Annotated in this window: 19 protein-coding genes and 1 tRNA gene; 13 read left to right on the forward strand and 7 right to left on the reverse strand. The window is 64.9% G+C overall.

Annotated elements, in window-relative coordinates; genetic code table 11:
• The first annotated feature begins 243 nt into the window (after positions 1-243).
• Entirely contained in the window at positions 244-1,314 is a 1,071-nt protein-coding gene (locus EA187_RS14565; protein ID WP_115605766.1) for a hypothetical protein, read from the forward strand.
• Positions 1,315-1,388: 74 nt separating this feature from the next.
• On the opposite strand, the gene mtnC is transcribed toward EA187_RS14565, so the two are convergent.
• Both mtnC and EA187_RS14575 read right to left on the reverse strand, forming a co-directional pair.
• Entirely contained in the window at positions 1,389-2,135 is a 747-nt protein-coding gene (gene mtnC / locus EA187_RS14570; protein ID WP_115605764.1) for an acireductone synthase, read from the reverse strand.
• Positions 2,136-2,188: 53 nt separating this feature from the next.
• A complete protein-coding gene (locus tag EA187_RS14575) occupies positions 2,189-2,446 on the reverse strand; it encodes a hypothetical protein (protein ID WP_115605762.1) in 258 nt (85 codons plus the stop codon).
• A gap of 164 nt (positions 2,447-2,610) precedes the next feature.
• Between EA187_RS14575 and EA187_RS14580 the strand changes: the two genes are divergently transcribed.
• A complete protein-coding gene (locus tag EA187_RS14580) occupies positions 2,611-3,471 on the forward strand; it encodes a class II glutamine amidotransferase (RefSeq protein WP_115605761.1) in 861 nt (286 codons plus the stop codon).
• Positions 3,472-3,523: 52 nt separating this feature from the next.
• Here EA187_RS14580 and EA187_RS14585 read toward each other — a convergent pair whose 3' ends face one another.
• Positions 3,524-4,666, reverse strand: a complete 1,143-nt coding sequence (locus EA187_RS14585) for a PEGA domain-containing protein (RefSeq protein WP_115605759.1) — start codon at positions 4,664-4,666, stop codon at positions 3,524-3,526.
• A gap of 3 nt (positions 4,667-4,669) precedes the next feature.
• Complete coding sequence (murI, locus tag EA187_RS14590) at positions 4,670-5,518, reverse strand: glutamate racemase (RefSeq protein WP_115605757.1); 849 nt, start codon at positions 5,516-5,518, stop codon at positions 4,670-4,672.
• Between the two features lie 294 nt (positions 5,519-5,812).
• On the opposite strand from murI, the gene EA187_RS14595 reads away from it, so the two are divergent.
• From EA187_RS14595 to EA187_RS14625, 7 genes are all read left to right on the forward strand, one after another.
• On the forward strand, positions 5,813-8,161 hold the full coding sequence (locus EA187_RS14595) for a LemA family protein (protein WP_115605756.1): 2,349 nt from the start codon (positions 5,813-5,815) through the stop codon (positions 8,159-8,161).
• Between the two features lie 130 nt (positions 8,162-8,291).
• On the forward strand, positions 8,292-9,017 hold the full coding sequence (locus tag EA187_RS14600) for a RomY N-terminal domain-containing regulatory protein (RefSeq protein WP_115605754.1): 726 nt from the start codon (positions 8,292-8,294) through the stop codon (positions 9,015-9,017).
• 53 nt (positions 9,018-9,070) lie between these two features.
• Entirely contained in the window at positions 9,071-9,730 is a 660-nt protein-coding gene (locus EA187_RS14605) for an ATP-binding cassette domain-containing protein (RefSeq protein WP_164856291.1), read from the forward strand.
• Entirely contained in the window at positions 9,724-10,635 is a 912-nt protein-coding gene (locus EA187_RS14610; RefSeq protein WP_115605751.1) for a cell division protein FtsX, read from the forward strand. The genes EA187_RS14605 and EA187_RS14610 overlap by 7 nt, the downstream gene beginning before the upstream one ends.
• Positions 10,632-11,705, forward strand: a complete 1,074-nt coding sequence (locus EA187_RS14615; protein ID WP_115605750.1) for a murein hydrolase activator EnvC family protein — start codon at positions 10,632-10,634, stop codon at positions 11,703-11,705. Before EA187_RS14610 ends, EA187_RS14615 begins: the two co-directional genes overlap by 4 nt.
• 94 nt (positions 11,706-11,799) lie before the next feature.
• Positions 11,800-12,636: a glycosyltransferase family 2 protein gene (locus EA187_RS14620; RefSeq protein WP_115605748.1), complete on the forward strand. Its 837-nt coding sequence runs from the start codon at positions 11,800-11,802 to the stop codon at positions 12,634-12,636.
• 6 nt (positions 12,637-12,642) lie between these two features.
• The gene (locus tag EA187_RS14625) at positions 12,643-13,866 is read left to right on the forward strand and encodes a glycosyltransferase (RefSeq protein WP_115605746.1); all 1,224 of its coding nucleotides are present in this window, start codon (positions 12,643-12,645) and stop codon (positions 13,864-13,866) included.
• A gap of 17 nt (positions 13,867-13,883) precedes the next feature.
• Here the strand turns inward: EA187_RS14625 and EA187_RS14630 are convergent, their stop codons facing one another.
• Positions 13,884-14,441 carry an isochorismatase family protein gene (locus EA187_RS14630; RefSeq protein ID WP_115605745.1) on the reverse strand — a complete coding sequence of 186 codons (558 nt, stop codon included), beginning with the start codon at positions 14,439-14,441 and terminating at the stop codon, positions 13,884-13,886.
• A 209-nt stretch (positions 14,442-14,650) separates the two neighbouring features.
• Between EA187_RS14630 and EA187_RS14635 the strand changes: the two genes are divergently transcribed.
• Both EA187_RS14635 and EA187_RS14640 read left to right on the forward strand, forming a co-directional pair.
• On the forward strand, positions 14,651-16,891 hold the full coding sequence (locus EA187_RS14635; protein WP_115605743.1) for a L,D-transpeptidase family protein: 2,241 nt from the start codon (positions 14,651-14,653) through the stop codon (positions 16,889-16,891).
• A gap of 70 nt (positions 16,892-16,961) precedes the next feature.
• Positions 16,962-17,035, forward strand: a tRNA-Arg gene (locus EA187_RS14640).
• A gap of 93 nt (positions 17,036-17,128) precedes the next feature.
• Here EA187_RS14640 and EA187_RS14645 read toward each other — a convergent pair.
• The gene (locus EA187_RS14645; RefSeq protein ID WP_164856292.1) at positions 17,129-17,392 is read right to left on the reverse strand and encodes a site-specific integrase; all 264 of its coding nucleotides are present in this window, start codon (positions 17,390-17,392) and stop codon (positions 17,129-17,131) included.
• A gap of 439 nt (positions 17,393-17,831) precedes the next feature.
• On the opposite strand from EA187_RS14645, the gene EA187_RS14650 reads away from it, so the two are divergent.
• Positions 17,832-18,746, forward strand: coding sequence for a hypothetical protein (locus EA187_RS14650; protein ID WP_115605740.1), 915 nt, complete (start codon positions 17,832-17,834; stop codon positions 18,744-18,746).
• 787 nt (positions 18,747-19,533) lie between these two features.
• Here the strand turns inward: EA187_RS14650 and EA187_RS14655 are convergent.
• Positions 19,534-21,084 carry an FAD-dependent oxidoreductase gene (locus tag EA187_RS14655; RefSeq protein ID WP_115605737.1) on the reverse strand — a complete coding sequence of 517 codons (1,551 nt, stop codon included), beginning with the start codon at positions 21,082-21,084 and terminating at the stop codon, positions 19,534-19,536.
• Between the two features lie 358 nt (positions 21,085-21,442).
• Here EA187_RS14655 and EA187_RS21155 point away from each other — a divergent pair, with 358 nt between their 5' ends.
• The gene (locus tag EA187_RS21155) at positions 21,443-22,870 is read left to right on the forward strand and encodes a YecA family protein (protein WP_283808555.1); all 1,428 of its coding nucleotides are present in this window, start codon (positions 21,443-21,445) and stop codon (positions 22,868-22,870) included.
• Positions 22,871-22,890: the final 20 nt, after the last annotated feature.

Genomic DNA, 22,890 nt, shown 5'->3' on the forward strand with positions numbered 1-22,890 from the left:
GGGCCGGGTGCGATGAGCCTGATGCGCCGGCGGCGGACCTTGAGAGTAGAGGGCCGCCGCCGGCGTTTTTTGTTCAGGGTGGGACGGTGTGATGGAAGGGGGGACCTCGCCGCTTTGTTGAAGCGACGAGCTTTGGCGACGAGGACCCGGGCGCGAGTGTCCGGTTGATGCTGGCGAGAAGATCCGTAGTTTTGAAGGGGGCTGTGCCTTGTGGCGAGGGCCGAATGAAGCTGAGGAGCAACGATGAGCGATAAAGATCAAGAGTTGAACGAGGATGAGTACGCGGCGTTGCTGCGCGATCTGGAGGGGCGTGCGTCCTCGGGGGGCGACAAGGGGGCGAAGGCGCCGGCGGCGGAAGAGGCCGGAGGGAGCGATGAGGATCTGGAGGCTTTTTTAGCGTCGCTTGAAGAAGACGCGGAGTCGCGGGCCTCAGCGAAGGTGAAGACTGCCACGGCCGAGCGTGCCGAAGATCCTTTCGCGGCAGAGTTCGAGAAGCTGACCAAAGAGAGCGATCTGGTGCTGGCGGATGAGCCTGAAGAAGGCGGTGAGGGCGCGGCTCAAGAGCAGGAAGAAAAACTCAGCTGGAAGGAGCGTCGCGAGCAGAAGCGTCAGGCCAAAGAGGCGGAGCGCGCCGAGGCTGCGGCGGCCAAGGAGGCGGAGCGTCAGGCCGCGCAGGATGCGAAGGCTGCCGAGAAGCAGGCCAAAGCGGAAGCGAAGATGAAGGCCGAGGGCGAGCGTGGGGTGGGGCAGCGGGCCGCCCGGGCGCTGGGGCGTGTGGCGCTGTGGTACGGGCCGGCGATGATCTTCTGGTGGGTGCTCGGCGCATTTGCGGCGGCCTGGATCTCGGCCGGGTGGTTGATCGCGGCGGTGGTCACGATGTTTGTGTTCGGGATTCCGGCGATTATCAAAAATAAGGTGCAGCGCGGGGCGTACCGGCACTGGGTGCTGGGCATCTCGCTTCTGGGGGTGGTGGGGCTCGTGGCGCCGATGCCGAATCTGGCCGGAGAGACGCTTTCTCATTACGGGTACTGGCCTTCGGCGGCGGTGGCGGAGATCAGCGGTCAGCCCGTGGATAGCGGGCTTGTGCGGGCGCACGCGGGCGTCTCGGAGTTTGTGGGCGGGCTCCTGACTTCTGGCGAGGTGGCGTGGCAGGCCCGACGTCTGGGCACGGACCTGCCGCTGGGCACGTCCGCGCCGGCGACGGAGGTGCCGGCGGGTGATGCGCCGGCCAGCGATGCGCCCGCCGGTGAGACTCCTGGCGGTGAGACTCCTGGCGGTGCGGCTGAGAGTGGCGAAGCTCCTGCCGCGTTGTGACCCACTGTGGTGGGCTGAATGAAAAAACGCCGGGGGTGACCCCGGCGTTTTTTTATGCGGTGGCTTGAGCGCGCTCAGTCTTCGAAGAGGGCGTCGAAGCTCGTCAGGGTTTTGTGGTCGTGATCGGGCAGGGGGGCGTTGCCCGGACGCAGAGCGACGCGGGTTTGCATGCCGGCGTCGGCCGCAGCGTTGGCCTCGTCGAGGTTGTCGGTGACAAAGACCACGTCTTCGGGGTCCTGGTGAATCAGATGGGCGATGTCCAGGTAGCTCTGTGCGTTCTTTTTAGGGCCGGTGGTCGTATCGAAGTAGCCGGCGAGCTGTGGGCGGAGGTCGCCTTTTTCGGTGTGGCCGAAGAGGAGTTTCTGGGCGGGGATGCTGCCGGAGGAGTAGATGTAGGTGGGGATTTCGAGCTCGCTCCAGCGGCCCAGCGCGGTGAAGACATCGGGGTAGACCGAGGCGACGAGGGTGCCGGCGGCGTAGCCGTCTTTCCAGATCTTACCCTGGAGGGATTTGAGCGCGGTGGTCTTGCGATCGGCGTCCATCTGCCAGTGGATGTTGGCGACGGCGGCCTCGACCATCGCTTGCCCGGTGGCGTCGGCGGGGATCTGCGGGGCGTCGGGGAAGTCACCCTCGGCGTCGTTTTGCGCCTGCTCACGCAGAAGCTCAAGGTCGCGCTGAACCTCCGGATGTTCCAGGTTGGTGCTCAAAAACGCGGCGACACGTTCGCGGGCGTAGGGGAAGAGGACATCGTACACGAAGGTGACCGGGGTGGTGGTGCCTTCGATGTCGAGTACAACAGCGCGGTAGGGAAGCTGGGTCATGGGGAGGTTCCAACGTGGGTGGTTTCGCAATGAAGGAGAGCAAGGATGGCAGATCAGGGGGATGAAACTTCGGGTTCGGCTTCGGCGTGGGAGTTCTGGGGGCATTGCAGCGCGGGATCCCCGCTGCGCGCGGCCATCGCCTCAAAGGTCGCCAGATCCCCGCGGGCGCAGGCTTCACGGGCGATCTCGGCGGGGGGGCGTGCCTGATCGGAGGTGGTGTAGGGCTGTCCGCCGTTCACAAAGCAGCCGGCGAGCAGGGCCGCTGTGAGAGTGACGAGGATGGCGAGAGGAGGTGTGTATGCGGGGCGCATAGGAGGTTCCCGTCAAAAAAGAGGAGCGCGCGCTCGGGGGCGCGTGGAGGGGAGAATTCCACAGGGCGCGGACTTTGTCATCAGGTTCGGGCTGGGCAGCCCGGCTGTGATGCGCATCTTTAAAAGAGTGGCGAGTTGGCGGGGACGTAGCCCGGGAGCGAGCGATGGGACAACTTTTTGCGTACGTATGCAGCGACGACAGCCTCAGCGGGGAGTTGATGGCCGGATGTGAGGAGGTGCTCGGGCAGGTGGCCCCCTCAGAGCGGGCGGGTCTGGGGCTGGCCTGGGCGCAGGGAGGGCGCACGCTGGTACGCAAGCAGCCCGGCGCGCGCGCGGCGGGCGTGGCGTTGGAGGCGTTGCTCTCCGATGTGCCAAGTCGGGCTGTGGTGGCGCATGTGCGGGCGCGAGATGAGGGAAGGCTTGCGGCCAGCGCGTTGCAGCCTTTTCGGGCGGGAGCCTGGGTATGGACCCAGGAGGGCTTTGGCCCGGATGACGAGGGGGCGTATGCGGCGATGCGCGAGCAGGTGCCGGAGCATCTTCGCCAGCGGCTGGGGGGCAGGGCGCTGGCCGAGGTGATGTTCTTGTCGGCGTATGCGGCGATGGAGCGCGTCTGGAAGCGCGCCTCGGAGCGGGAGCGCTGGCGGCAGGCGGCCCGGGCGATGGCCGATGCGCTGGAGCGGGCCCGGGGCGTGGTGGAGGGAGCGTTGCCGCGAGGCGCGGAGGGAGGAGGAGGGGCAGCGGTGGCGGCACGAGACCGGGGGTTAATCGCGTTGGCCATCGACCAGCCGCTCTACGTGCGGGTGGTCCGGGGGTTGGAGGTGGGCGAGGAGCGCCGGACTCAGGAGCATGTCGAGCGCGTGGCGCGGGAGAGGTTTCGGGCGGTGCTGGTGACCAGCGCACCGACCTCCGGGGCGGGGCCGGGCTGGGAGCCCCTGGGCCGTGGTCAGGCGTTGTGGGTGGATGAGAGCTGGGAGGTGTTTCGCACCTCCCTCCAGGCGTTGCTCCCGGGTGGGACACGGGGCTGAGAAGGGAGGTTGTTGCGGAGTGTGTGGCGGAAATGCATGTAAAACCAGGGTGTTAGAAGCGTCCCCCGAAACGCACCCCGGCAAAGCCCCGGCCCAGGGCGGGGCCCACATTAAGGCTGACCGGTTCGGCTTCTTCGGCTTCGCCGGCGAGCAAGGGCCAGGTCAGCAGAACGGCGCCGGCGGCCATGGCGGTGGTGCCCAGAACGGTGAAGGTCACGCCCATCGCTGCGGTGTTGTAGAGGGTGGGGCAGCGGGAGTAGGCGGTGCCATCGGCACAGGTCGGATCGCCATCCTGGGCGATCAGCAGGATGCCAGCTACCGTCAAGAGGGCACCGGCGCCGACGCCGGCCCAGCCGTAGGCCAGGCGCTTGTCTTCGATATGGTCGACAAAACCGTCGCCGCGGGTGACCACCATGCGCTGGGGGGCGGGGGCTCCGCTTAAATGCACCCGCACCATGATGAGCTCCGGGGAGGATTCGCTGACGATGATCGTCTCGCGCAGGTCGCGGTGGGTCTCCGAGGCAAAGCGAAGCTCCTGCTGGCCGGGCTCCACCTCCAGGGTGACTTCGCCGCGGCCGACGTCCTCATCGTTGAGGAGGATGCGGGTGTCGGCGGGCACCACGCTGATGCGCAGGCGTTTCTGGCCGGGGGTGGCCGCCTGAGTCGAGCCGGTGTCCAGGGCCTCGGCGCGGGGCGGGGCGCCGCGATCGCTCAGGTTGAGTGTGGCCAGGTTGGCGATGATGGCGGTCCGCACCTGGTTGACGACTTCAGCACGGCCGCAGAGCTCGCAGACGCCGCGATCTTCGACGAGCGCGGTGCCCTCCTGCAATTCGAAGATGTCGAGCGACCAGTCATAGATCTGGCCCTCTTCGCGCACGCTCAGGCGCAGGCCGGCCTGGGCACCGGTGGCCTCTCCGGCGCGGATGAGGCAGTCGGCGGTGAAGCAGTCGCGCACCACCGGGTTGAGCTGGGAGCGTACGCGGTCGGCGCGAATGTAGCTGTAGAGGGAGTTCTGGTCGAAGGCATCGAGGATGCCCTCATTGAGGGCATCGCGCAGCGGGGCGTCGACGGTAGGACCGTAGTCGGTTTTGAGACCGGCGACGACCTGGGCGTGGGCGGTGGTGCCCGGGCCAAAGGTCAACGCGGTGGTGACGATGGCGGCGATGGCCAGCCAGAGAGGGCGAAGATGTGCCATAGCTTACCCGTGGGAAGTGGCGAAGGAGTCGATGATGTCGACGTGTTCGCAGCGCTCGGCCACGGAGTGGCCGAAGAAGCGCGAGGCGGTCTCGACAAAGCCTTCGGGCAGATCGGTGAGCAGGAAACGGTGGGAGCCCGGGTCGGTCGAAGGGGTGTGCAGGGAGAGGGCTGCCAGGGTCTCTCGGAGCGCGGTGGCGGTGGCCGAGGCGCTGTCGAGAAGTTCAAGCGGGCGGCGCATCACCTCGGCGGCGACCGAGGCGATGGCGTGGTGCAAGAGGGGGTAGTGGGTGCAGCCCAGGATCATGGTGTCGACCGGGGTGGAAGCCAGGGGCTCGAGGTAGTGGCGAAGCACCTGCTCGACGACCGGACCCTCGGTCCAGCCCTCCTCGGCCAGGGGCACGAGCAGCGGGCAGGCGATGGGGTGGACGTGGGCGTCGGGCCGAAGATTCATCAGCGCGCGTGTGTAGCTGTTGCTGCGCACAGTGGCTCGGGTGCCGATCATGGCGATGTGTCCACTGGCGGAGCGGCGCGCGGCCAGGGTTGCCACCGGGTCGACGACACCGAAGACGGGGATCTCCAGGGCGTCCTGGAGGGCCGGGAGGGCGTAGGCGGTGGCGGTGTTGCAGGCCACGACCAGGGCCTTGATGTTGCGGCCGACGAGCTGGCGAGCGGCGTTGAGCGCGTAGCGGCGGATGGTCTCGGCGCCGCGGTTTCCGTAGGGAACGCGCGCGGTATCTCCCAGATAGAGAAGATCCTCGTGGGGCAGCGCCTCGACCAGGGCGCGCATGACGGTGAGACCGCCGACGCCGCTGTCGAAGACGCCGATGGGGCGTTGGGCCTGTGGGTTCATGGGTGGGTTCCGCTCGTGAGTGGTCGGTAAAAGGCGACACGTCCTGGCGCGCACGATAAGCGGGGAGGGGGACGCTGACCAGCTTTTTCGGGAGGGAGGGGTGTCGGAGCGCTTTGCCGTGAGTTGCACCCGGCACAAAGCTCGGGCGTAGCGCGTGTGGGGGTTGATGGGGGCGATGGAGCGGGCTAGGTTGAGGCCCTGTCGAAGTGATCATGCATCTTTGTAGCCGCGCTGGTTGGACGAGGGCAGGTGCCAGTCCTCGTACTGCGCGATGAATGCGATTCAGGAGTACCCGTGAGTGACGATACGACGCCCCGCAGTGAACCCGGCGGCGTGAAGACAAAGCTGGTGATGCTGGTGCTGGGCCCGATCATGATCGGGCTCTCCGTGCTGGTGGCGCTCTCGAGTTTTTCGCAGCTGAAGACCGCCCGTGCGATCGACCGGATGGTGGAGCAGCGTCTGGGCGGTGCGCTCGAAGGGCCGGCGCGGCTGATGGGTGAGGTTGTGGCCGCCGGCAAGGTGTTCTCGGCGACCGGCTATGAGGGGCGCTGCGTCATCCATCGCACCGACACCTTTGAGCGGCGCGGTAGCGGGGACTCGAAAAAGGAGTGGCATCGCACCGGCTCGACGTTGCAGAAGGCGAACTTCTCGCTGCGCGATGCCAGCGGTGAGTTAAAGGTCGTGCCCGGTGACGCGCCGCAGTACGTCTTGCCCAGGGTCTATCAGGAGCAGCGGGGCAAAAAGCGCGTCGAGGAGTACTGCCTGGAGGTGGGCTCGGAGGCGCTGGTGGAAGGGGTGGTCAAGCGCTCGGGGAACGCGTTGCAGGTGATCTTTGAAGGCGGGGAGGAACTGCCGATGCGGGTGGTCGGTGGCGGTGCCAGCGTTGCGCGTGAGCTGGCCACGGGGGGCAGTTTTGCGCTGCTTATGGTGAGTCTGCTGCTGCTTGTGCTGGGACTGTGGAGCCTCTTCAACAGCATCGGGCTGGTCTCGGTGGGCGGGTTTATGGTGGTGCTCACCCTGGGGGTGCTCCTCTCGTTGCTGGGCTTTGGCGCGCGGCTGACCGTTGGAGAGCTGGAGGCCAACGCCGCTCAGGTGGCGCGGGCGAAGACGTCGGCGGAGACCTCGATCCGCAAGATGATGGGGAGCTCGGCCAGGGGCTGGGAGCCGGTGTGGGAGGAGCCCTGGAATTTGAGCGCGGGCCCCTTTGAGGGGCTTAACCGCGCTGAGCGCGCGCGGGTGGAGTTGATGCGCGTCAATGTGAGCTCAACGATCGATGAGGCGCGGCGCTATCAGCGTCGCCCGCCGGAGGTCTTTTTCTCGATCGCGCTGGGTTACCCCTGGTTTAAGGAGGTCGCGCTGAGCGAAGCCGAGGAGGCGCTTAAGCCCGAGGTGGAGCGGGGCTGGCGTCGTGGGCTGGGCTTTGGGGCCGGGCTGGGCGGTGGCGCGTTGAGCGCGATTCTCATGATGCTCTTCAGCTTTATCGGCCTGAGGGAACTCACACGGTTGCGGATCTCGCGTAACCTGCCCACGCCACCGGTTGCGGGCGTCAGCTATGGTCCCACCGAAGTGAAGGGGCGAGTGGTGCTGCATCCGGACTACGGCACGATTGTGTCGCCGGTGAAGAATCGCCCCTGTGTGGCGTGGGCCATCGACGGGCAGACCTACGACAGCTCCATCGATCATAAGGGCAAGATCAAGAAGGGCTTTGAGACGAAAACCTACGAGGCGGTGCCCTTCTACTGCGTGGATGAGAGTGGGCAGGTGCTCGTGGAAGTGCATGGGGCCGAGATCCTCTCCGACCATGTGGAGACGCAAAAGCGCGGCAAAGACGAGACGCACTACCACCGCATCGACGAGGGCGACACGATCTATGTGCTGGGGACGGCGACCATCGATCCCGAGACGCATACCTCGTTGCGCATGGGGGTGGGCGAGAAGGACGTGCCTTATATTCTGAGCAACTGGAGTGAGCGTCGGGTGCAGCGCTCGAAGTTCCGCCGGGCGACGGCTTTTGTGGCGGTGGGACTTGTGGCCTTGATGGGCATGGCGCTCAGCGCGCTGGGGCTGGTCACGATCTTCTCACCGCTGATGCTGGTGGGGGTGGCCGCGGCGGTATTTGCCTGGGCGCTGATCATGCCGGTGATCTTCTTGTACAATGATCTGATCTTTATGCGTCTTCGCGTCGACCGGGCCTGGGCCAATATTGAGGTGGCGCTCAAGAAGCGTTTTGACCTGATATCGAAGCTCGAAGAGGTGGTGCGCGGGCATATGGAGCATGAGCGTGGGTTGCTCGAAGCGGTGAGCTCGGCGCGTGCTCGCCGCGAAAAGCTGGGTAAAAGCCGCGAGGGTCTGGAGGCTGTGGCCGAAGAGGAAGAGGTGCTCTCGCAGCGGGTCATGGGCCTCGTGGAGGCGTATCCCGAGCTCAAGAGCCAGGAGCTCGTCGACCAGTTCAGCCAGAGCCTCACCGAGGTGGAGAATGAGCTCGGCCTGATGCGCCAGGGCTACAACGATGCGGTGACCTTCTACAATACGCGTCGGGAGAGCTTCCCGCAGAAGGTGGTGGCCGGGCCCCTGGGCTTTACGCCCCGTCTGCTCTGGGAAGGGCGCGAGGGTCAGGCAGCGGGCCATGAGACGGCTGCGTGAGGTGTGTTGCCCCGAAGCGAGGGCCGGGGCGCGGTGGTGGTTTGCAGCGCCCGGGGCCTGTGTTAATTTTCCCGAGTTAACCCGTGCCGCGCTCGTCGTGGCAAAGCCCTCATGAAGGTCGGAGTCCTGCATGCTGATTGGTTATAATAACGACGTGGAGCACCGCGGGAAGACGTTCCACATTCAGACCGAAGATCGCGGGGCGAGTACCGACACGATTGAGACGCAGCTCTTTCATGGCGGGGCGATCCTCGATACGCGCATCACGAACTACAGCGAGCTGGTGGAGGGGTTGAGCGGGAAGACGCGCGACAAGAAGGTCAAGAGCGCGATGCAGGCCAGCCACCGCACCCTCTACAAGAAGCTGCTCTCCGGCGAATACGACCATATGGTGGGGCTGGAGCCTCTCTCTGATGCCGGTGCGGAGGATGTGGAGGCCAAGACCGAGGTCTTTAATCCCTCCCAGGAGCGGGTGCCGGCCTCGGCGCTGGCGGTGGAGGAAGGCGAGGTTGAGACGTTCGAGGGGCTCGGCGGGGAGAGTCATGTGGGGCTCTCGCAGCTCAAAGACAAGCTGGCCAACCTCAAAGAGGCCAGCACGGCGGCGGCCGATGGTGGTGAGGTCTCGGAGATTCTGGATCAGGCCGAGGTGGCTAAGGCTCCGGCTGCGGCGAAGCCTCAGGCCAGGCGAGGTCGTGAGCTCTCGGGGCGTTTTAACGTCAGCGAGCTCAAAGCCGGGCTTGCGCGGGCGCGCGGTAGCGAGATTCCGTCGACGGGAGTCAATGCCTACGACGGGCTTGAGCCGATCGATGAAGACCTTTCTCTGACCGAGCTAGTGGAGGCGTTCATCGGGGGATGAGCGCGAGCAGACGCGCGGCATCGTCGGGTGGCACCCGGGGAAAGATTCAAGAAATGATTGCATTGTATGACGTGAAAGTTCCCACCTGTGGTGCGGGGCGCGCAGACGCGCGTGCGCTCAGCTGGCGTGTGGAGCGGGGGCAGTGGGCTGAGGTTGTGGGTGGAGCCGGCAGCGGCAAGAGCGCGCTCTTTGAGGTGATCACGTTGATGAGCCAGCCGCTCTCGGGCCGACTGGTCGTGGCAGGACGTAACCTGGAGCGGGTGGGGCGAGGGGGGCTGAGTGCGGTACGGCAAGAGATCGGTGCGTGTGCGCAGTGGCCGCAGGTGTTGGTCGGGCGTACGGTGGTGGAACATGCGGTGTTGCCGATGGTCGCGCGTGGTGGGGCCTCGGGGGCGCTTGCTGCCGCCGAGGCGGTGCTGGAGGGGCTGGGGCTTGAGCACCTGCGCGACGTGCCCGGGAGCCAGCTTAGCGCCCAGGATCGCATGCTTGTCGGCGTGATGATGGCCACGGTCGGGAGCCCGAAACTTGTGGTGATCGACGCGGTGCATGAGGCGCTGGAGGCGGCCTGGCGAGGACGCGTGCTCTCCTGGTTGTGGCAGCTCAAAGAGCGGGGCAGCACCGTGGTGGTCCTGGGTCGCCGGCCGACGAGTCGGTCCTCGGGAGGTGAGATCTTGCGTCTGGATGCGGTGGCACCGGAGGCGGCGCTATGTTGAGAAGTCCGCTTGTGGCGCTGAGTCAGAGGCGCGTCTGGACGGCGTGTGTGCTTCTGGGATTGGCCGCCACGTTGAGCCTGGGAGGAGTGCTCGCGCTGGGGGGCTGGCAGCTGGAGCGCGCGCAGCAGAGCGCGGCGACGCAGTACTGGCCGGCTATTTACGTGGAGGGCCAGCCGGAGAGCGCGCAGCTCGACGTGCTCATCGCCGAGGTCGAGGGGTGGTCGCGGGTCGACCAGGTGCATCGACGCTCGCCAGAAGAGAGTTTGGATCTTTTGCGCGAGCGCCTCGGCGAGGAGGAGGTGCGTCGGATGGGGCTCGATGCCTCGCTTCTGCCGGTGGTGTTGGAGGTGGAGCCTTCGATGCTTGGGCAGGGCAGTGAGGCGCTGGCGGCCCGGGTTGCGGCGCTGGAGGTGCGGGAGGAGGTGGTGGCCGTGGATCTTCCCGAGTCGCAGGCGTTGGAGGCGCTGGCCGCCTGGCGGGCGATTCGCGCCGGGGTGTGGTTGTCCTGGGCGCTGGCGCTGATGGGGGCGTTGATGGGACTGGGCGGCCTGGTGTGGCGACTTCGTGAAGAGGAGCGCGCCGAACAGACGATGCTGGAGCAGTTTGGAGCTTCGCGCGTGGCGCTGGGCCGCCCCACGTTGATTCGCGGGCTGGTGCTGGGCGGGGCGGCCGGCGTGCTGGCCGCCCCGGCCACTCTTATGCTCTTCAGTGGGTTTCGCGCCGCGCTCCAGCCCCTGCTCGTCGATGCGACGCTGAGCGCGGCGGCGGCCGTGCCGGTCATGCTCGCTCAGGTGGTCGGCGGCGCGCTCCTGGGCACGCTGATCGGGTGGGTGCTGCGCCGCCCCCGTCAGTCCGACACGGCTCCAGGCGCGCTGCGCCCCCTGCTGGACTGGAGGCTTCCATGACGACCCGACGCTCCGGTGCTCGCCGGCTTGCCGGCGCTGTGCTTCTGGCGCTTTTTCTAAGCTCACCGGCCGGCGCCGAGGTTCCGGCGGCCGAAGGCCCGAATGCGCCCGGGTGGCTCAAGGGGCTTGATGCCCGTGAGCGCGACGCAATCGCGCTTGATGAAGAGCTCGAACGCCAGCTTGCGCAGGCCCGCGCGCTCGACGCCAGCGGCGACCTTGTGATGGCCGATGAGCACGCCGTCTGGCGTGCTACCCGGGGGATGCGACGCGAGATCAGCACTCGCCGGGCCGCATGGGACGCGGCCACGCGCAAGGTCGCCCGTCAGCCAGTGTGGCAGCCGCCGGCGCGCGCCGACCGCGTTAAACGCCTGCTTGAGCTGAGTGAGCTGGCGGCGATGGCCACGCTCCACGATGAGCTCGATACGCTCGGGGAGCTGGCCCGCGGGGTGGAGCGGGGGGCCGAGCTTTTGACCTGGCGCACCCGACTCGATGTGAGCATCGCCGAGCAGCAGGCGCTGATCGCCGCGCGAAAGCGCGAGCGCGCGCTGTGGATCGAGCAGGCGCTTCATCAGGGGGGCTCCGGGCTTCATCTGGCCTACGTGCAGGCCGCCCAGGCGCTGGAAGAGGCCGAGGCGTCGATGCCCGAAAACCCCTCGACGGCGGACTTTCACCGAAAGAAGGGGGCATTGGTGCCGCCGGTGAGCGCGCCGGTGACCCATCCCTTCGGGCCGCGAAAACTCAAGGGCACCCAGAGTACGGTGCGCCATACCGGCCTGACCTTTGAGGTGGAGGTGGGCACCGATGTGCGGCCGGTCTCCGAGGGGTTGGTGGTCTATGCCGAGCGTTTTGTGGGCTACGGGCTGGTGGTGATCGTGGACCACGGAGGCGACTACCACTCGCTCTACGCTCACCTTGAGCGCATCGAGGTGGAGGTGGGCCAGCGGGTGGGGCGCGCCGATGTGCTGGGGACCTCCGGGGAGAGCGGTCGGCTGGAGGGGCCGGGGCTTTATTTTGAGTTGCGGGAGCGCGGGCGCCCGGTGGATCCCGCGCCCTGGTTTGTGACCCGTTAAGAGAGCTGGCAAGCGTTGCTCGGGCAAGTGACCCCGATGAGCGCCCGGATTCTGGCCGCGAGACGCCTCTGGTGGCGCGGCTATTGAGGTTGAGATGTTGGAAGGAAAACGCATCGCCGTGGTGGTGCCGGCCTATTGCGAAGAGGCGATCTTGCCCCGCACTCTGGCGGGGCTCCCGGACTTTGTAGACCAGGTGATCGTGGTCGATGATGGCTCCCCGGATCGCACCTTTGAGGTGGCCCGGGCGCTGGCCCGTGATGAGGCGCGGGTGGAGGTGGTGCGCCTGGGCTTTAATCAGGGTGTGGGCCGCGCCATTGTGTGTGGCTATGAGCGCGCGCTGGCGATGGGGGCCGATGTTGTCGTTGTGATGGCTGCAGACGATCAGATGGATCCGGCCGATCTTCCCGCCGTGCTCGCTCCGCTTCTGCAGGGATGCGCGGACTACGTCAAAGGCAACCGCCTTCGCCATCCCGAGATCGGACGCATGCCTCCTCTTCGGCGTGCCGGGACCGCGGTGCTGGCTCGAATGACCAGCCTGGTCAGTGGGCTTGAGGGCCTGGAGGATACCCAGTGTGGCTACACCGCGATCAGCCGCCAGATGCTCAAGGCGTTGCCGCTGCGCGAGCTCTATCCGCGCTATGGATACCCCAACGATATGTTGATTCGCCTGGCGGAGCAGGGCGCCCGGGTGGTTCAACCGGTGGTGCGTCCGGTGTACGCCGATGAGGTCTCCGGGTTGAAGATCTCCCGGGTGGTGGGGCCGATCAGCGGCATTCTGTTGCGGGGGGCGGTGCGGCGAGTGCGTCGTCTCAAGGTCAGCGGGTCGGTGCGCGGAGAAGTTGTCACGCTGCGCGCGGGTGCAGCGTGTGAAGGGGCAGGCGCCCTCGCCGGAGCGCAGTCGTGGGACGATGCGCTCGCTGCGGCCGAGTAACTGTCGATGAACCTTCTGGTGTTGACCAGCAGCTACCCGCGTTTTGAGGGCGACGGGGCCGGCGCCTTTGTGGCGCGCTGGTGTGAGAGCCTGGCCGCGCGGGGGCACCGCGTGCGGGTGTTATGCTTTCGTGGCGAGGGAGCTCCACCCGGTTCGCCGCGGGAGGTGGGCGGGGTCCGCGTGCGTTTTGTGCCCTATGCGCCGCGCGCGCAGGAGCGCCTGTTCTTTGGTGCCGGCGGCCCGGAGAATCTGGAGAAGACGCCGGCGCTGGCCGCTCTGATGGTGCCGGCTGCAGCGGCGATGCTGGCTGCGGGGTTGCAGGAGCTGCGCGCCGAGCGTGCCGATCGCATCGTGGGGCATTGGGTGCTTCCCGGCGGGGTGCTGGCCCGGGCGCTGGGTCGGCTCACCGGGGTGCCCTCGGTGGTGGTGGGGCATTCGGGCGGGGTGCATGCGCTGGGTCGGCTGCCGCGCGGGGTGGCGCGTGTGGTGGCCGGTGAGATGCTGGCCGGGCCGGTGACGATGAGCAGCGGGGTGCTCGCCGGCAGGCTCTGTGATCTGGCGGCCCGACCCGGGGCGCTGGCCTCGGTGGTGGTGGCACCGATGGGCTACGATACGCCGGGTGAGGGTGGCGAGGGCAAACCTCCGGGGGCACGACACACGTTGAGGGTGGGGTTTATGGGCAGGCTGGTCCCGATCAAGGGCGTGGACCGGGCCATTGAGGTGGTCGGCGAGCTGCGGTCGGCGGGCGTTGATGTCACGCTGGAGATCGCCGGCGATGGGCCGGAGCGCCGGGGGTTGGAGGCGCGTTCCGGCAAGGGCATCGCTTTTCTGGGGCATGTAAGCGGAGCGAAGAAGTCGGCATTTCTCAAGGGGATCGACGTATTTCTTCTGCCCTCGCGCCGCCTCAACGGGGGCCGTCATGAGGGGATGCCTGTCTCGCTGCTTGAGGCTGCGGGGTGTGGTGCGGTGCCGGTGGTCGGGGAGGTGCCCGGGGTGGAGCGCTGGCTGGCCGAGCCCGGCTGGCAGATGGCGCATGACGACGCCGGGCTGCGCGCGGCGTTGCAGCGCGCAGCCCGGCTGAAGGCAGGCGATCCCGAGGGGTTTGAAGCATTGCGCAAGGCCAGCCGCCGGTGCGTGGCGACGCTGCGCTGGCCGGAGTACGGCCTGCGCTGGGAGCGCTGGCTGGAGGAGCCGGCGTGCCTTTTCTGGGATGGTGATCCCGGAGGTTAAGCCGTGCTCCCGGGGGTTCAGCGCACCATTTTGGAGAAGCGCTTGAAGGCGGGGTGCTCTGCACTGCGCAGCGCATCGAAGACCACTGTCTCGTAGTTGGTGATGACGGCGCCGGCCTGCTCCATCACCCGCAGGCCGTTGTCGCGGTTCTCCAGACGGCGGCTGATCACCGCGTCGAAGGGCACGAAGACTCGGTGGCGGTGTTCGAGCAGCGCGCGCACCGTAGCCTGCACACAGATATGGGCCTCCATGCCGCAGACGACGATGCGTTTGGGAAGTTCGATCAGGAAGCGGTGAAACTCCGGAGCGGCACAGGCATCAAAGGTCATCTTTTCGACGCGTTCTGCGCCGGCGTCGTTGAGCGACTGGAGGAGTGAGGCTTCGGTAGGCCCCAGGCCCCGGGGGTACTGCTCGGTGTAGACGATCTGGGCGCCCACCTCCTGGGCTAGCTCCACCAGTGTTTTGGTGGCATGGAGGCAGCGCTCCATCTCGGGCTCGGGCATCGCCTTGAGCAGACGCTCCTGGACGTCGACCACCAGCAGCGCGGATTTTGAACCAAGGTAGATGTCAGTCATGGTAAGTTCCTGGAAATAATATGCTTTCAGGTTCTGATGTTCTGGCGAGGTAGAGGCACGAGCACCCGAGGGAGGCGGCGCTGATTTCTTGGGTGAAGCCCCGGCCTCTGATAGGGTCCGCTCGTTAAGAGGGGGGGCGAGGCAAGGCTAGAGGTTAGAGAGGCGGCGGACAAGTCCGGCCGCTCGGGCAGCAGCGAAGGAACTCGGTCATGAAGCGAGTGGATATTCTGGGGCGATGGCAAAAGAGGCTGGCAGTGGCGAGCTGCGCCTGGGTGCTGGCGAGCTGTGGCACGGAGGGCAGTGAGGCTCCCGGGCCGCTGCCGGCGCCGGTGGAGGCGGTCCGTCAGTTGGTGGAGTCGCGTGTGGGGGAGCTGGCACCGGTGCTGGAAGAGGCCGCCCGCGAGAAGGCGCTGCGCGGAGCCGTGGAGGCGTTGGTAGCGAATGAGGCGGCCCGGCCTTTTGCCGCCCGGGTTCAGTCGGGGCTGCGCTATTCGACGGTGTATCAGCGCGAGTACGTGGATGGAGAGCGCTGGCCCTTTTTGACCGAGGAAGGAGGGCTCAATGAGGTGGGGCTTGCTGTGTTGGAGGAGGTGCGAAAGGCCCCCTTGCATGGCATCGACCCGACGCTCTTTGGGGTGGAGCGCATTGAGAAACTCCAGGCGCGCATCGCGGCGTTGAGTCCCGATGAGCCCGCCGGCGAGGAGAGCGCCTTTAAGCTCCAGCCTCAGGAAGTGGAGTCGCTGGTCGTGGCGGTCAGTGCGTTTGCTGAGACTCATGGGGGGCTGGAGGGGCCGGTGGTTGAGCGTACGCTGATCCGCGGGGGCACAGGGCTGGAGCGGGTACAGGAGTACGTGCGGGAGCGGGGCCGGGCGTTTGCCGAGCGCTCGGCGTTGCGCGCCGAGCTGGAGCTCTACGTGGCGGACGCCGCGCTGCGATACGCCCGGGAGATGCGTCACGCCAACCTCAATCGCCTGGGCTGGCGAGAATTGCGCGATGCTGGCGGTTCCACCGAACTTATTCTGGGGCGGATGCAGCACACGTTGGAAGCGCTGAATAAGGCCGGCGGAGCCGACGATGTACAGGAAGTGTTCCGGGGGTTGGAGCCCGATCATCCCCAGTACCGGGCGCTCTTTGAGGCCACGCAGCGCTATCGGGAGTGGGTAGCAGAAGGTGGGTGGCCGGAGGTGCGTCCGGTGTCGCTTCGCGAGGGGACGCGCAGCCCACGGGTGGGCGTCTTGCGCGAGCGGCTGCGGCGAGAGGGCTATCTCTCGCCGGTGGAGCCCGACGAGGAAGTTGTCGAGCCCGGTGATGAGGTCGAAGAGGCGTCGGCGGAGTTGGTCGCGCGTGCCGATGTGCTGGATCCGGATGGGGAGGTCGCGCGTAGCGATGCGGCGGGTGCGGACGAGGTGCCGGCGGAGGAGGTGGTGCCCGAGGTCGATGCGGCAGGTGCGGACGAGGTGCCGGCGGAGGAGGTGGTGCCCGAGGTCGATCCTGACGTCGTCGATGCCGCGCTCATCGAAGCGATGCGGCTGTATCGCCAGACCCATCAGTTCCAGGAGCGTGGCGAGCCCGGCGCCGGGGTGTGGCGAAGTCTCAACGTGAGCGCCGAGAGAAGGCTCGCGCAGATGGAGCTGACGCTGGGACGCTGGCGAGAGAGTCATATGGATGGAGACGAGGACTTCGTCTTTGTGAACATCCCTGACTTTCACGCCGAAGTCTTTGTGGAAGGGGAGCGGCAGATGCGCTTTCGGGTGGTTGTGGGCAACAACAAGCGGGTCTGCGACCGCGATACGGGGCGCTGGGTGTATCCCAACGCCACGCCGGTGCAGTGGGCGCCGATGGAGCATATGATCCTCAACCCGTCCTGGTATGTGCCGCCGCGTCTGGTGCGTGAGTCGCTGGCACCCAAGGCGGCAAACAACCCGAACTACTACGAGGAGAATGGCTACGAGGTTCTTCAGCTGGGAAGCGGAGAGGCCGTGCGCCAGAAGCCCGGGCCCGACAACGCGCTGGGGGTGGCGAAGTTCATCTTCCCCAATGAGCAAAACATCTACCTGCATGATACCCCCCAGAAGCATTATTTTGACTACCCGGTGCGCGGGTTCAGCTCCGGATGTGTGCGCGTGCATCAACCGGTGGAGTTGGCGCGTTTTCTGGCCGAGTATCAGGGGCGGGAGGAACTCAATATCGATGAGCTGATCGACTCGGGTCGCACGCGAAAGATCGATTTTGAGCGTCAGCTGCCGGTGTTCATCGAATACTACACCGTGTGGATCGATGAAGCCGGGCACGCCAATTTCCTGGCCGACATCTATCGCGATGACGCGCGCCGAAGTTCCGAGGACCCGGAGGCCTTTGATGACTGCTCCGCGCGTCTTGCCCCGAAAGAGGTCGATGTGGAGGGAAGCGACGAGCAACCCGCGGGCGTGAGCAGTGATCTAGGGCCTTGAGCCGCGGAGGCGTTTGAGGTTGACGCTGGGCCGGGATTCACCTAGTTTGCGCCTGTTCGAAGGTTGAATTGCGCGAGTAGCTCAGCTGGATAGAGCGCTGGCCTCCGGAGCCAGAGGTCGTGGGTTCGAATCCCGCCTTGCGCATTAGCAATATCCGCATCAACCAAGGGGTATCCAGCGTGATCGCATCGGTAGAGTCCCAAGCTCGCCGATGCGGTCCCACGCCGGTGTCCCAAGTCATGCCAGCCCCATCGCACGGTCGATCATCGCGGCGTCGACGCCTTCGAGCGCGTCATCGGCCAGATCGTGCAGGGTGTCCAACGCGGCATGCTTCGATTCCATCCTCACTCCAGAATAGCGCTGCGTCATTGCCACCGAGCTGTGACCCACCATCGACCAGATCGTGATCAGGTCGATGCCGGCGGCCACCAGCATGGTGATGTGCGTGCGACGCAGCACCTGGGGCGTGACGCGTTGCCCCGGCTTGAGGTGCTTCGCCACCAGCGCCATCGGCTTGCTAATGCTCGACGGATGGCGCCAGTTGCCGTTGTCCGCAGGCGTTGTGAAGAAGCCTCTCTGCTCGCGGACGACTTGAGCGCGGATTCCTCACAGGGCACTGTGCCATCTGGTGCGCGCCGAGCTGCTCGCCCGTACCGTGCCCGGGGTTGCCGGCGGCCTTGAGCAGAGCGCGATCCGCATAGCGATAGCTAAGGGGGGGACGTGGGAACCCAATAAAAGGCCGAACGATATCGCCACACTGGCTCTTCGGGGGCTGGCAGATGTTGCGGGTGGTGAAGTGGCTGACTATGGCCTGCTTCGTGTTGATGTTGCCATGTCGAATCTCACAGTTGTTTCGGGGTGATTTGCTAATATGAGGTCGAGGGTGGTAGTGATATAAGATATAATCAAACCCCGATCGTGGGAGCTAAAGGAGATGTGAATGGTTGAATTAGCAATTCCAATCGCTGCGTTTATTGCCCTGGTAATGGCGTTTAAGGAGATGAGAAAGTCGTGGGGTGACGCTATGGCTGCCGGGGCCATGGTCGGGGGGATGATGAGTGTTTTTTTGATTCCCTTTGGGGTGTTTTTTGTGATTCCAGCTGCGATCTGGTTGTATCAGGCAGCTACCCAGGACCGGCTTCGTCGACTTGCTGAAAGCGAAGGTGATGAAAGTATTGATCTTTTGAAAGCACAACCACCTCAATGGAAAAATTGGTTTTGGGTGGTTGTTTTGATTTTGATTTTGTTCTCATTGGTAAGGCTTTTTGCTAGTGTATTTGCGTCCGATTTGATGGGTGTCGACGATTTTGTAGAAGAAGGCGAAGTAGAAGAAGATGCTTTTTTTCATGGCTTTAAAGGGGTGATGTGGGGGACATCAATAAAAGATGTTCAAAATGATTTGTCGGATTTTGAGTTGATTGAAGAAAAGCTTGGATTTGTTACTCTTGTGTCAAGGGGGGAGTTGGGTAGAACGCCGGCTTTTGTTAGTTATGGCTTTGACCCGTCTGGCCAATTGTGTGCGGGGGCGTATGGCGTTAATAAGGTTAAGTTTCAATATGTTAATGGTGGGGAGGTTGATGTTGATTCGTTGGAGGAAGGCGCGCTTTATGATTTCAATATGGGCGTTGTCAAGGAGCAGACTGTAGATGGATTGATTTCGAAATATGGGGCTGCCAGCGAAGTGCGAGAAAATATCGTCTTTTGGGATGTTTCGGAAGGGCTTTTGATTGTGTTTGTGGATGTGTCTGAGTTTGCTTTTGCGCTGAACTATGTTCACCCTGATTGTGCTGGAAGCTTTCTGGGTGAGGGGTATGCTCACAGGCGAGGTGATGAGACAATCATGGAAGATCTTTGATGATGATTGGCCTGGGAGTTGTTTGTTGTCGCTCCCGGGGGGTTGTTGCAAGTGAAGTTTAGCAAGCAGGTTTGGATGGTCGTTTCGCAGATGCTATCGGCAGTGGATATACGACTATGTTTATGTTTCGTTCGGCATCGGTTATGGTAAATGATCCGCTCATAATCACCACCACGCGCCTCGAGCTCGAAACATTCATGGTCCGCTGCTCGGGACGCTGCGCCCCCTCCATCCAAAAAAACCATCGCAACACGGTGTGCCGAAAGCTCACACCCATCGGATGGCACAAGGGGGCACTCCCCGGCGGTGCAGGCGCTTCCAAAGGCAGCGTCGTCGGTGAGTGTGTCCATCGTTGATGGTGTGTGGCAGTCGTTGCAGCATGTTGACCCGGTGTCGCATTCGTACGCGGTGCTTACGCACTTCCCGTACTGGCAGCTCGCATCAAAGATGTCTTTGGCCTCGCAGCTCAGCCCCCGCGCATGTTCTGGACGCGACGGTCCGCCACTTTGTCGAAGGTGACAACCTGGCCATCAAATGCCCATGGAACGCGTCGCAGCGCTCGGTGGCGGCGTCGCAGTCGCCAGCGGGCTCATCGGGCTCCGAACCATCCAGAATGTCTGGATCGTTGGAGTCGAGCTCGGAGGTGTCTGAAACGTCGGTGTCGGGAAGCGGCAAACTCGTGCCGGGTTCGTCGGAGCCGCAGGAGGTAGGGAGAGCGAAGTTGCCTGGTGAGCGACAGCGCAAATAGTCTTATTGTGTGCCCCGGGGCGTGCGGGGGTGTTTTTGTTTAGTCAAGCCGTAGCAGCGCCCTGAGTGTTGCCTGGTCGTTGACGGCAAAGGCTTGCTCGGCGCGCAGGCTCTCTCGGGCGCGGCCGAGAGTCACGACTGCTTCGACACGTCCCTTCTTGAGGTAGCCGACGGTCGCGTCGCGCTCCTGAAGATCGCCGCGGATCACGACATCGTCGTAGTCGGTGCTGTGGCCGACGTATTTAAGATTCAGGTCGAAATGTCGGCTCCAGAAGAAGGGGACGAGCAGGAGGGGCTCGACCGGAAGGTCGAGCATCACACGGGCAGCGCGCTGGGCCAGGCGTTGGGCGAGCACCCAGTGTTCCACGCGTGCCGGTGCGTTGGAGGAAGGCTCGGGGAAGCGGGCTACATCGCCGACCGCAAGGATCGCGGGATCGCTGGTGCGCAGGTTCTCGTCGACGACCACGCCATCGTCGACCTTGAGGCCGGCCTTTTCGGCCAGAGCAACGCGGGGGCGTACGCCGGTGCCGAGCACCACGAAGTCGAAGTCGAGGTCGTTTCCGTCGCTCAGGAGTGCTTTGCCTCCGGCGAAGCGCTCCACAGTGTGGCCGAGGTGGAAGGTGACGCCGTGGGTCTCGTGGGTCTTCTGAACGAGGCGTCCGAGCTCCCGGCCGAGGATCTTCTCCAGCGGCACCTTTTCCGGGGCGACCACGGTGACGTCGAGCTCGCGCTTGCGCAATGAGGCGGCGACTTCCAGGCCGATGAAGCCGGCGCCGACGACCAGTGCGCGCTTGCCTGCTTCGGCCGCCTCGATGATGCGGGAAGCATCCTGGAGCGAGCGCAGCGTGAAGTGGTGGACGGTGGCGAGGCCCTCCATCGGTGGCAGCACAGGTTCAGCGCCGGTGGCGAAGAGCAGCGCGTCGTAGGCGAACTCCTGGCCGTCGGACGTGCGCACCTTCCGGGCACCGCGATCGATCGCGTCGACCTCCACACCCTTGAGAAGTTGTACGTTGAGCTCCTCCCAGCGCTCGTCGCCTCCCAGCGGAATCCATGCTTCAGGAGCCTTCCCAGCCAGATAGTCTTTGGAGAGGTTGGGGCGGTCGACAGGGCCGGTCTCCTCGGCACCGATCATGATGATGGTGCCGCGATAGCCCTCGTGGCGAAGCAACTCGGAGGCGGCCGCGGCGGCCGCGCCGGCACCGACCATCACGATGGTCTGCAACGCCGCGCCCCGGGACTCGGGCCTGGGTGTGTCTTTTCTGGGACCAACGCGCACTGTGCCCCCGCTCAGGGTCACCGGATAGCACCCGGTTCCGCGGAGCGCAGGCGCGCTGATGGACGCGCCGGTGCGCAGGCTGAAGGCGCCGTGGTGCCAGGGGCAGTGGATGGAGTCGCCCACCACCAGGCCCTTCTCAAGTGGCCCACCATAGTGTGAGCAGCGTGCGCCAATGGCAAAGACCTCCTCGCCGCGGCGTACCACGACGACCGCGTCGTCGCCGACATGACCGACGAGTGGCGAGTCCTGTTGGAGATCGGCAAGAGCGATGCCCCGCGTGAGATCGGGGCCTGAGACGTCGCTTTGTTCAGCCATCACGTACTCCTTCGCACTCGGTGGTCACCGGCATCGTCCGGGCACAGAGGGCAGCCACCGGGGGACGACGAAGACGTCGCCCGCCACCGGCGAACTGGCTCCTGCGGCGTGAGGGGGAACCTTAGGCCGATGATTGGCGCGTCAAGCATGCTGAGAAAAATATTGCACACCTATTCAGGGTGCACATGTTCAGCGTCATGGCGTGGCATGTCAGGAGTGGGGCTGAGGCCCGGTCGCGTTGCCGGGGTGCATCGCGCATCGATCTCGGTGGCGAGTCGGCGCGATTTGTCAGCGACGATCGTCGGGGGTAAGGTGAGCGCACAACTCATAACAAGCAGTCGTTGCAGCGGAGGGCAATATGATGAACCACGCCGGTCATCAGGTGCATTTTCTGGAGCGGTTGGATCGTGTCGATGGCGAGGAGCAGGAACTGGCATTGAAGCTCTACTACGACTCCGAATTTGTGTGTGCCTATCTCGATGGCATGCACATCCCGGCGGAGTTTGATCGTGTCGCGCTGGCGCTCTCCGATGAGCCCGATGGCCCCCATGTGGTGGTCACCCGCGGGGGCATCTTTGTGACGTGTCTGGGGGCCGGGATGACGCCGCGGGGGCTCTACGTGCTGGAGCGGGCACGAACGGTAGGGCTGCACGGGTATCTGGAGCAGATGCGCGCAGCCTGCGACAAGGTAGTGAACTCCGATCTGGTCCCGATGCGGGTGTTTCGCTCGGCCCGCAAGGCGGCGCATTGCCTGTCTCGGGAGGCGTTTGAGGAGTTTCGTCTTGTCGCGGCGTTGTGCAGCGAAGAGATGTATCCCTCGCTGACCAAATGCTCGGGCAGAGTGGCAAGAGGTTTTCAGGGAATCTCCCTGCGCCTGGGCTCGAAGGCTCGCCGCATTCGGAAGATGTCTCCGGTGTTGGAGAAGCGTCTGCGTGACTATTGGGAAGATCTCTTTTATTTAAGCCATCTTACGGTGGTGCACGCGGCGAATGCCGCCGAGTTGGAGATGGTGTTTAAGGAGACGCGACGAGCTGAAGAGCTGGTCGAGTTGAATCTCTTTGTGCTCTACGCGGAGATGCTCTTCGGGGTGTCGTTGCGCGCGCTCTGGTGCGCGGCCGCCTACGCAGACGTGCTCGCCCCTCACCTGATGAAGGCGATGCGTTGGGAGGACACGGGAAAAAAGGGGTATTACACCATGGTGATGGCGCTGATCGCATTGCGTCATCCCGAGTACCATCATGCGCTTGTGGCGTTGTTGCGTTCGTGGGAATCCGCCGCCTGCAACGCTGGCGAGAAGATCAGCAGCAATCAAGGGGTCGAGCTGATTCTCAGCCGGCTTCTTTTGCCGGTATTGGAAGCTCCTGAAGAGGCGCGCGAGGAGCATCTGAGGAGAGCGCGTTGTCAGTACGAGCAAGCCTGGAAGGATGATGAGTTTAAGGGCCTGGGCTTCGCGCCAGACGATCTCAGCGATGGGCAGGTGATTTCGATCTATCATCTGATGCTCTTCGATCGTCAGGGCGGGCAGACCACGATCTACCACCTTGCCCATGCGCTTCCCTTCCTCGCCCAGGCCAGCGCGGCGGATCTCTACCCGCCCGCAATGCTTCTGGGCAACGAGCCTTCCTGGGCGCCGTTTATCGGGTTGGCCTGGCTGGAGCACCTGGGGGCGCGCCTCTCCACGCGAACTCCGGTGAAGGCGACTCAGACGCCGGGGCGAAACGATCCCTGCCCCTGTGCCAGCGGGCGCAAATACAAACAATGCTGTGCTCGTGTCGCGCTGACTTAAGGTGACGCTCAGGGGGAATG

This window comes from Lujinxingia sediminis (assembly GCF_004005565.1).
GTDB lineage: Bacteria > Myxococcota_A > Bradymonadia > Bradymonadales > Bradymonadaceae > Lujinxingia > Lujinxingia sediminis.

Coding starts and splice junctions, on each gene's coding strand:
- EA187_RS14625 (WP_115605746.1), top strand. CDS start 12,643: ATGAACCTTCTGGTGTTGACCAGCAGCTACCCGCGTTTTGAGGGCGAC.
- EA187_RS14575 (WP_115605762.1), bottom strand. CDS start 2,446: ATGCGCCCCGCATACACACCTCCTCTCGCCATCCTCGTCACTCTCACA.
- EA187_RS14585 (WP_115605759.1), bottom strand. CDS start 4,666: ATGGCACATCTTCGCCCTCTCTGGCTGGCCATCGCCGCCATCGTCACC.
- EA187_RS14605 (WP_164856291.1), top strand. CDS start 9,071: ATGATTGCATTGTATGACGTGAAAGTTCCCACCTGTGGTGCGGGGCGC.
- EA187_RS14600 (WP_115605754.1), top strand. CDS start 8,292: ATGCTGATTGGTTATAATAACGACGTGGAGCACCGCGGGAAGACGTTC.
- EA187_RS14565 (WP_115605766.1), top strand. CDS start 244: ATGAGCGATAAAGATCAAGAGTTGAACGAGGATGAGTACGCGGCGTTG.
- EA187_RS14610 (WP_115605751.1), top strand. CDS start 9,724: ATGTTGAGAAGTCCGCTTGTGGCGCTGAGTCAGAGGCGCGTCTGGACG.
- murI (WP_115605757.1), bottom strand. CDS start 5,518: ATGAACCCACAGGCCCAACGCCCCATCGGCGTCTTCGACAGCGGCGTC.
- EA187_RS14630 (WP_115605745.1), bottom strand. CDS start 14,441: ATGACTGACATCTACCTTGGTTCAAAATCCGCGCTGCTGGTGGTCGAC.
- EA187_RS14580 (WP_115605761.1), top strand. CDS start 2,611: ATGGGACAACTTTTTGCGTACGTATGCAGCGACGACAGCCTCAGCGGG.
- EA187_RS14635 (WP_115605743.1), top strand. CDS start 14,651: ATGAAGCGAGTGGATATTCTGGGGCGATGGCAAAAGAGGCTGGCAGTG.
- EA187_RS14655 (WP_115605737.1), bottom strand. CDS start 21,084: ATGGCTGAACAAAGCGACGTCTCAGGCCCCGATCTCACGCGGGGCATC.
- EA187_RS14650 (WP_115605740.1), top strand. CDS start 17,832: ATGGTTGAATTAGCAATTCCAATCGCTGCGTTTATTGCCCTGGTAATG.
- mtnC (WP_115605764.1), bottom strand. CDS start 2,135: ATGACCCAGCTTCCCTACCGCGCTGTTGTACTCGACATCGAAGGCACC.
- EA187_RS14620 (WP_115605748.1), top strand. CDS start 11,800: ATGTTGGAAGGAAAACGCATCGCCGTGGTGGTGCCGGCCTATTGCGAA.
- EA187_RS14615 (WP_115605750.1), top strand. CDS start 10,632: ATGACGACCCGACGCTCCGGTGCTCGCCGGCTTGCCGGCGCTGTGCTT.
- EA187_RS21155 (WP_283808555.1), top strand. CDS start 21,443: ATGATGAACCACGCCGGTCATCAGGTGCATTTTCTGGAGCGGTTGGAT.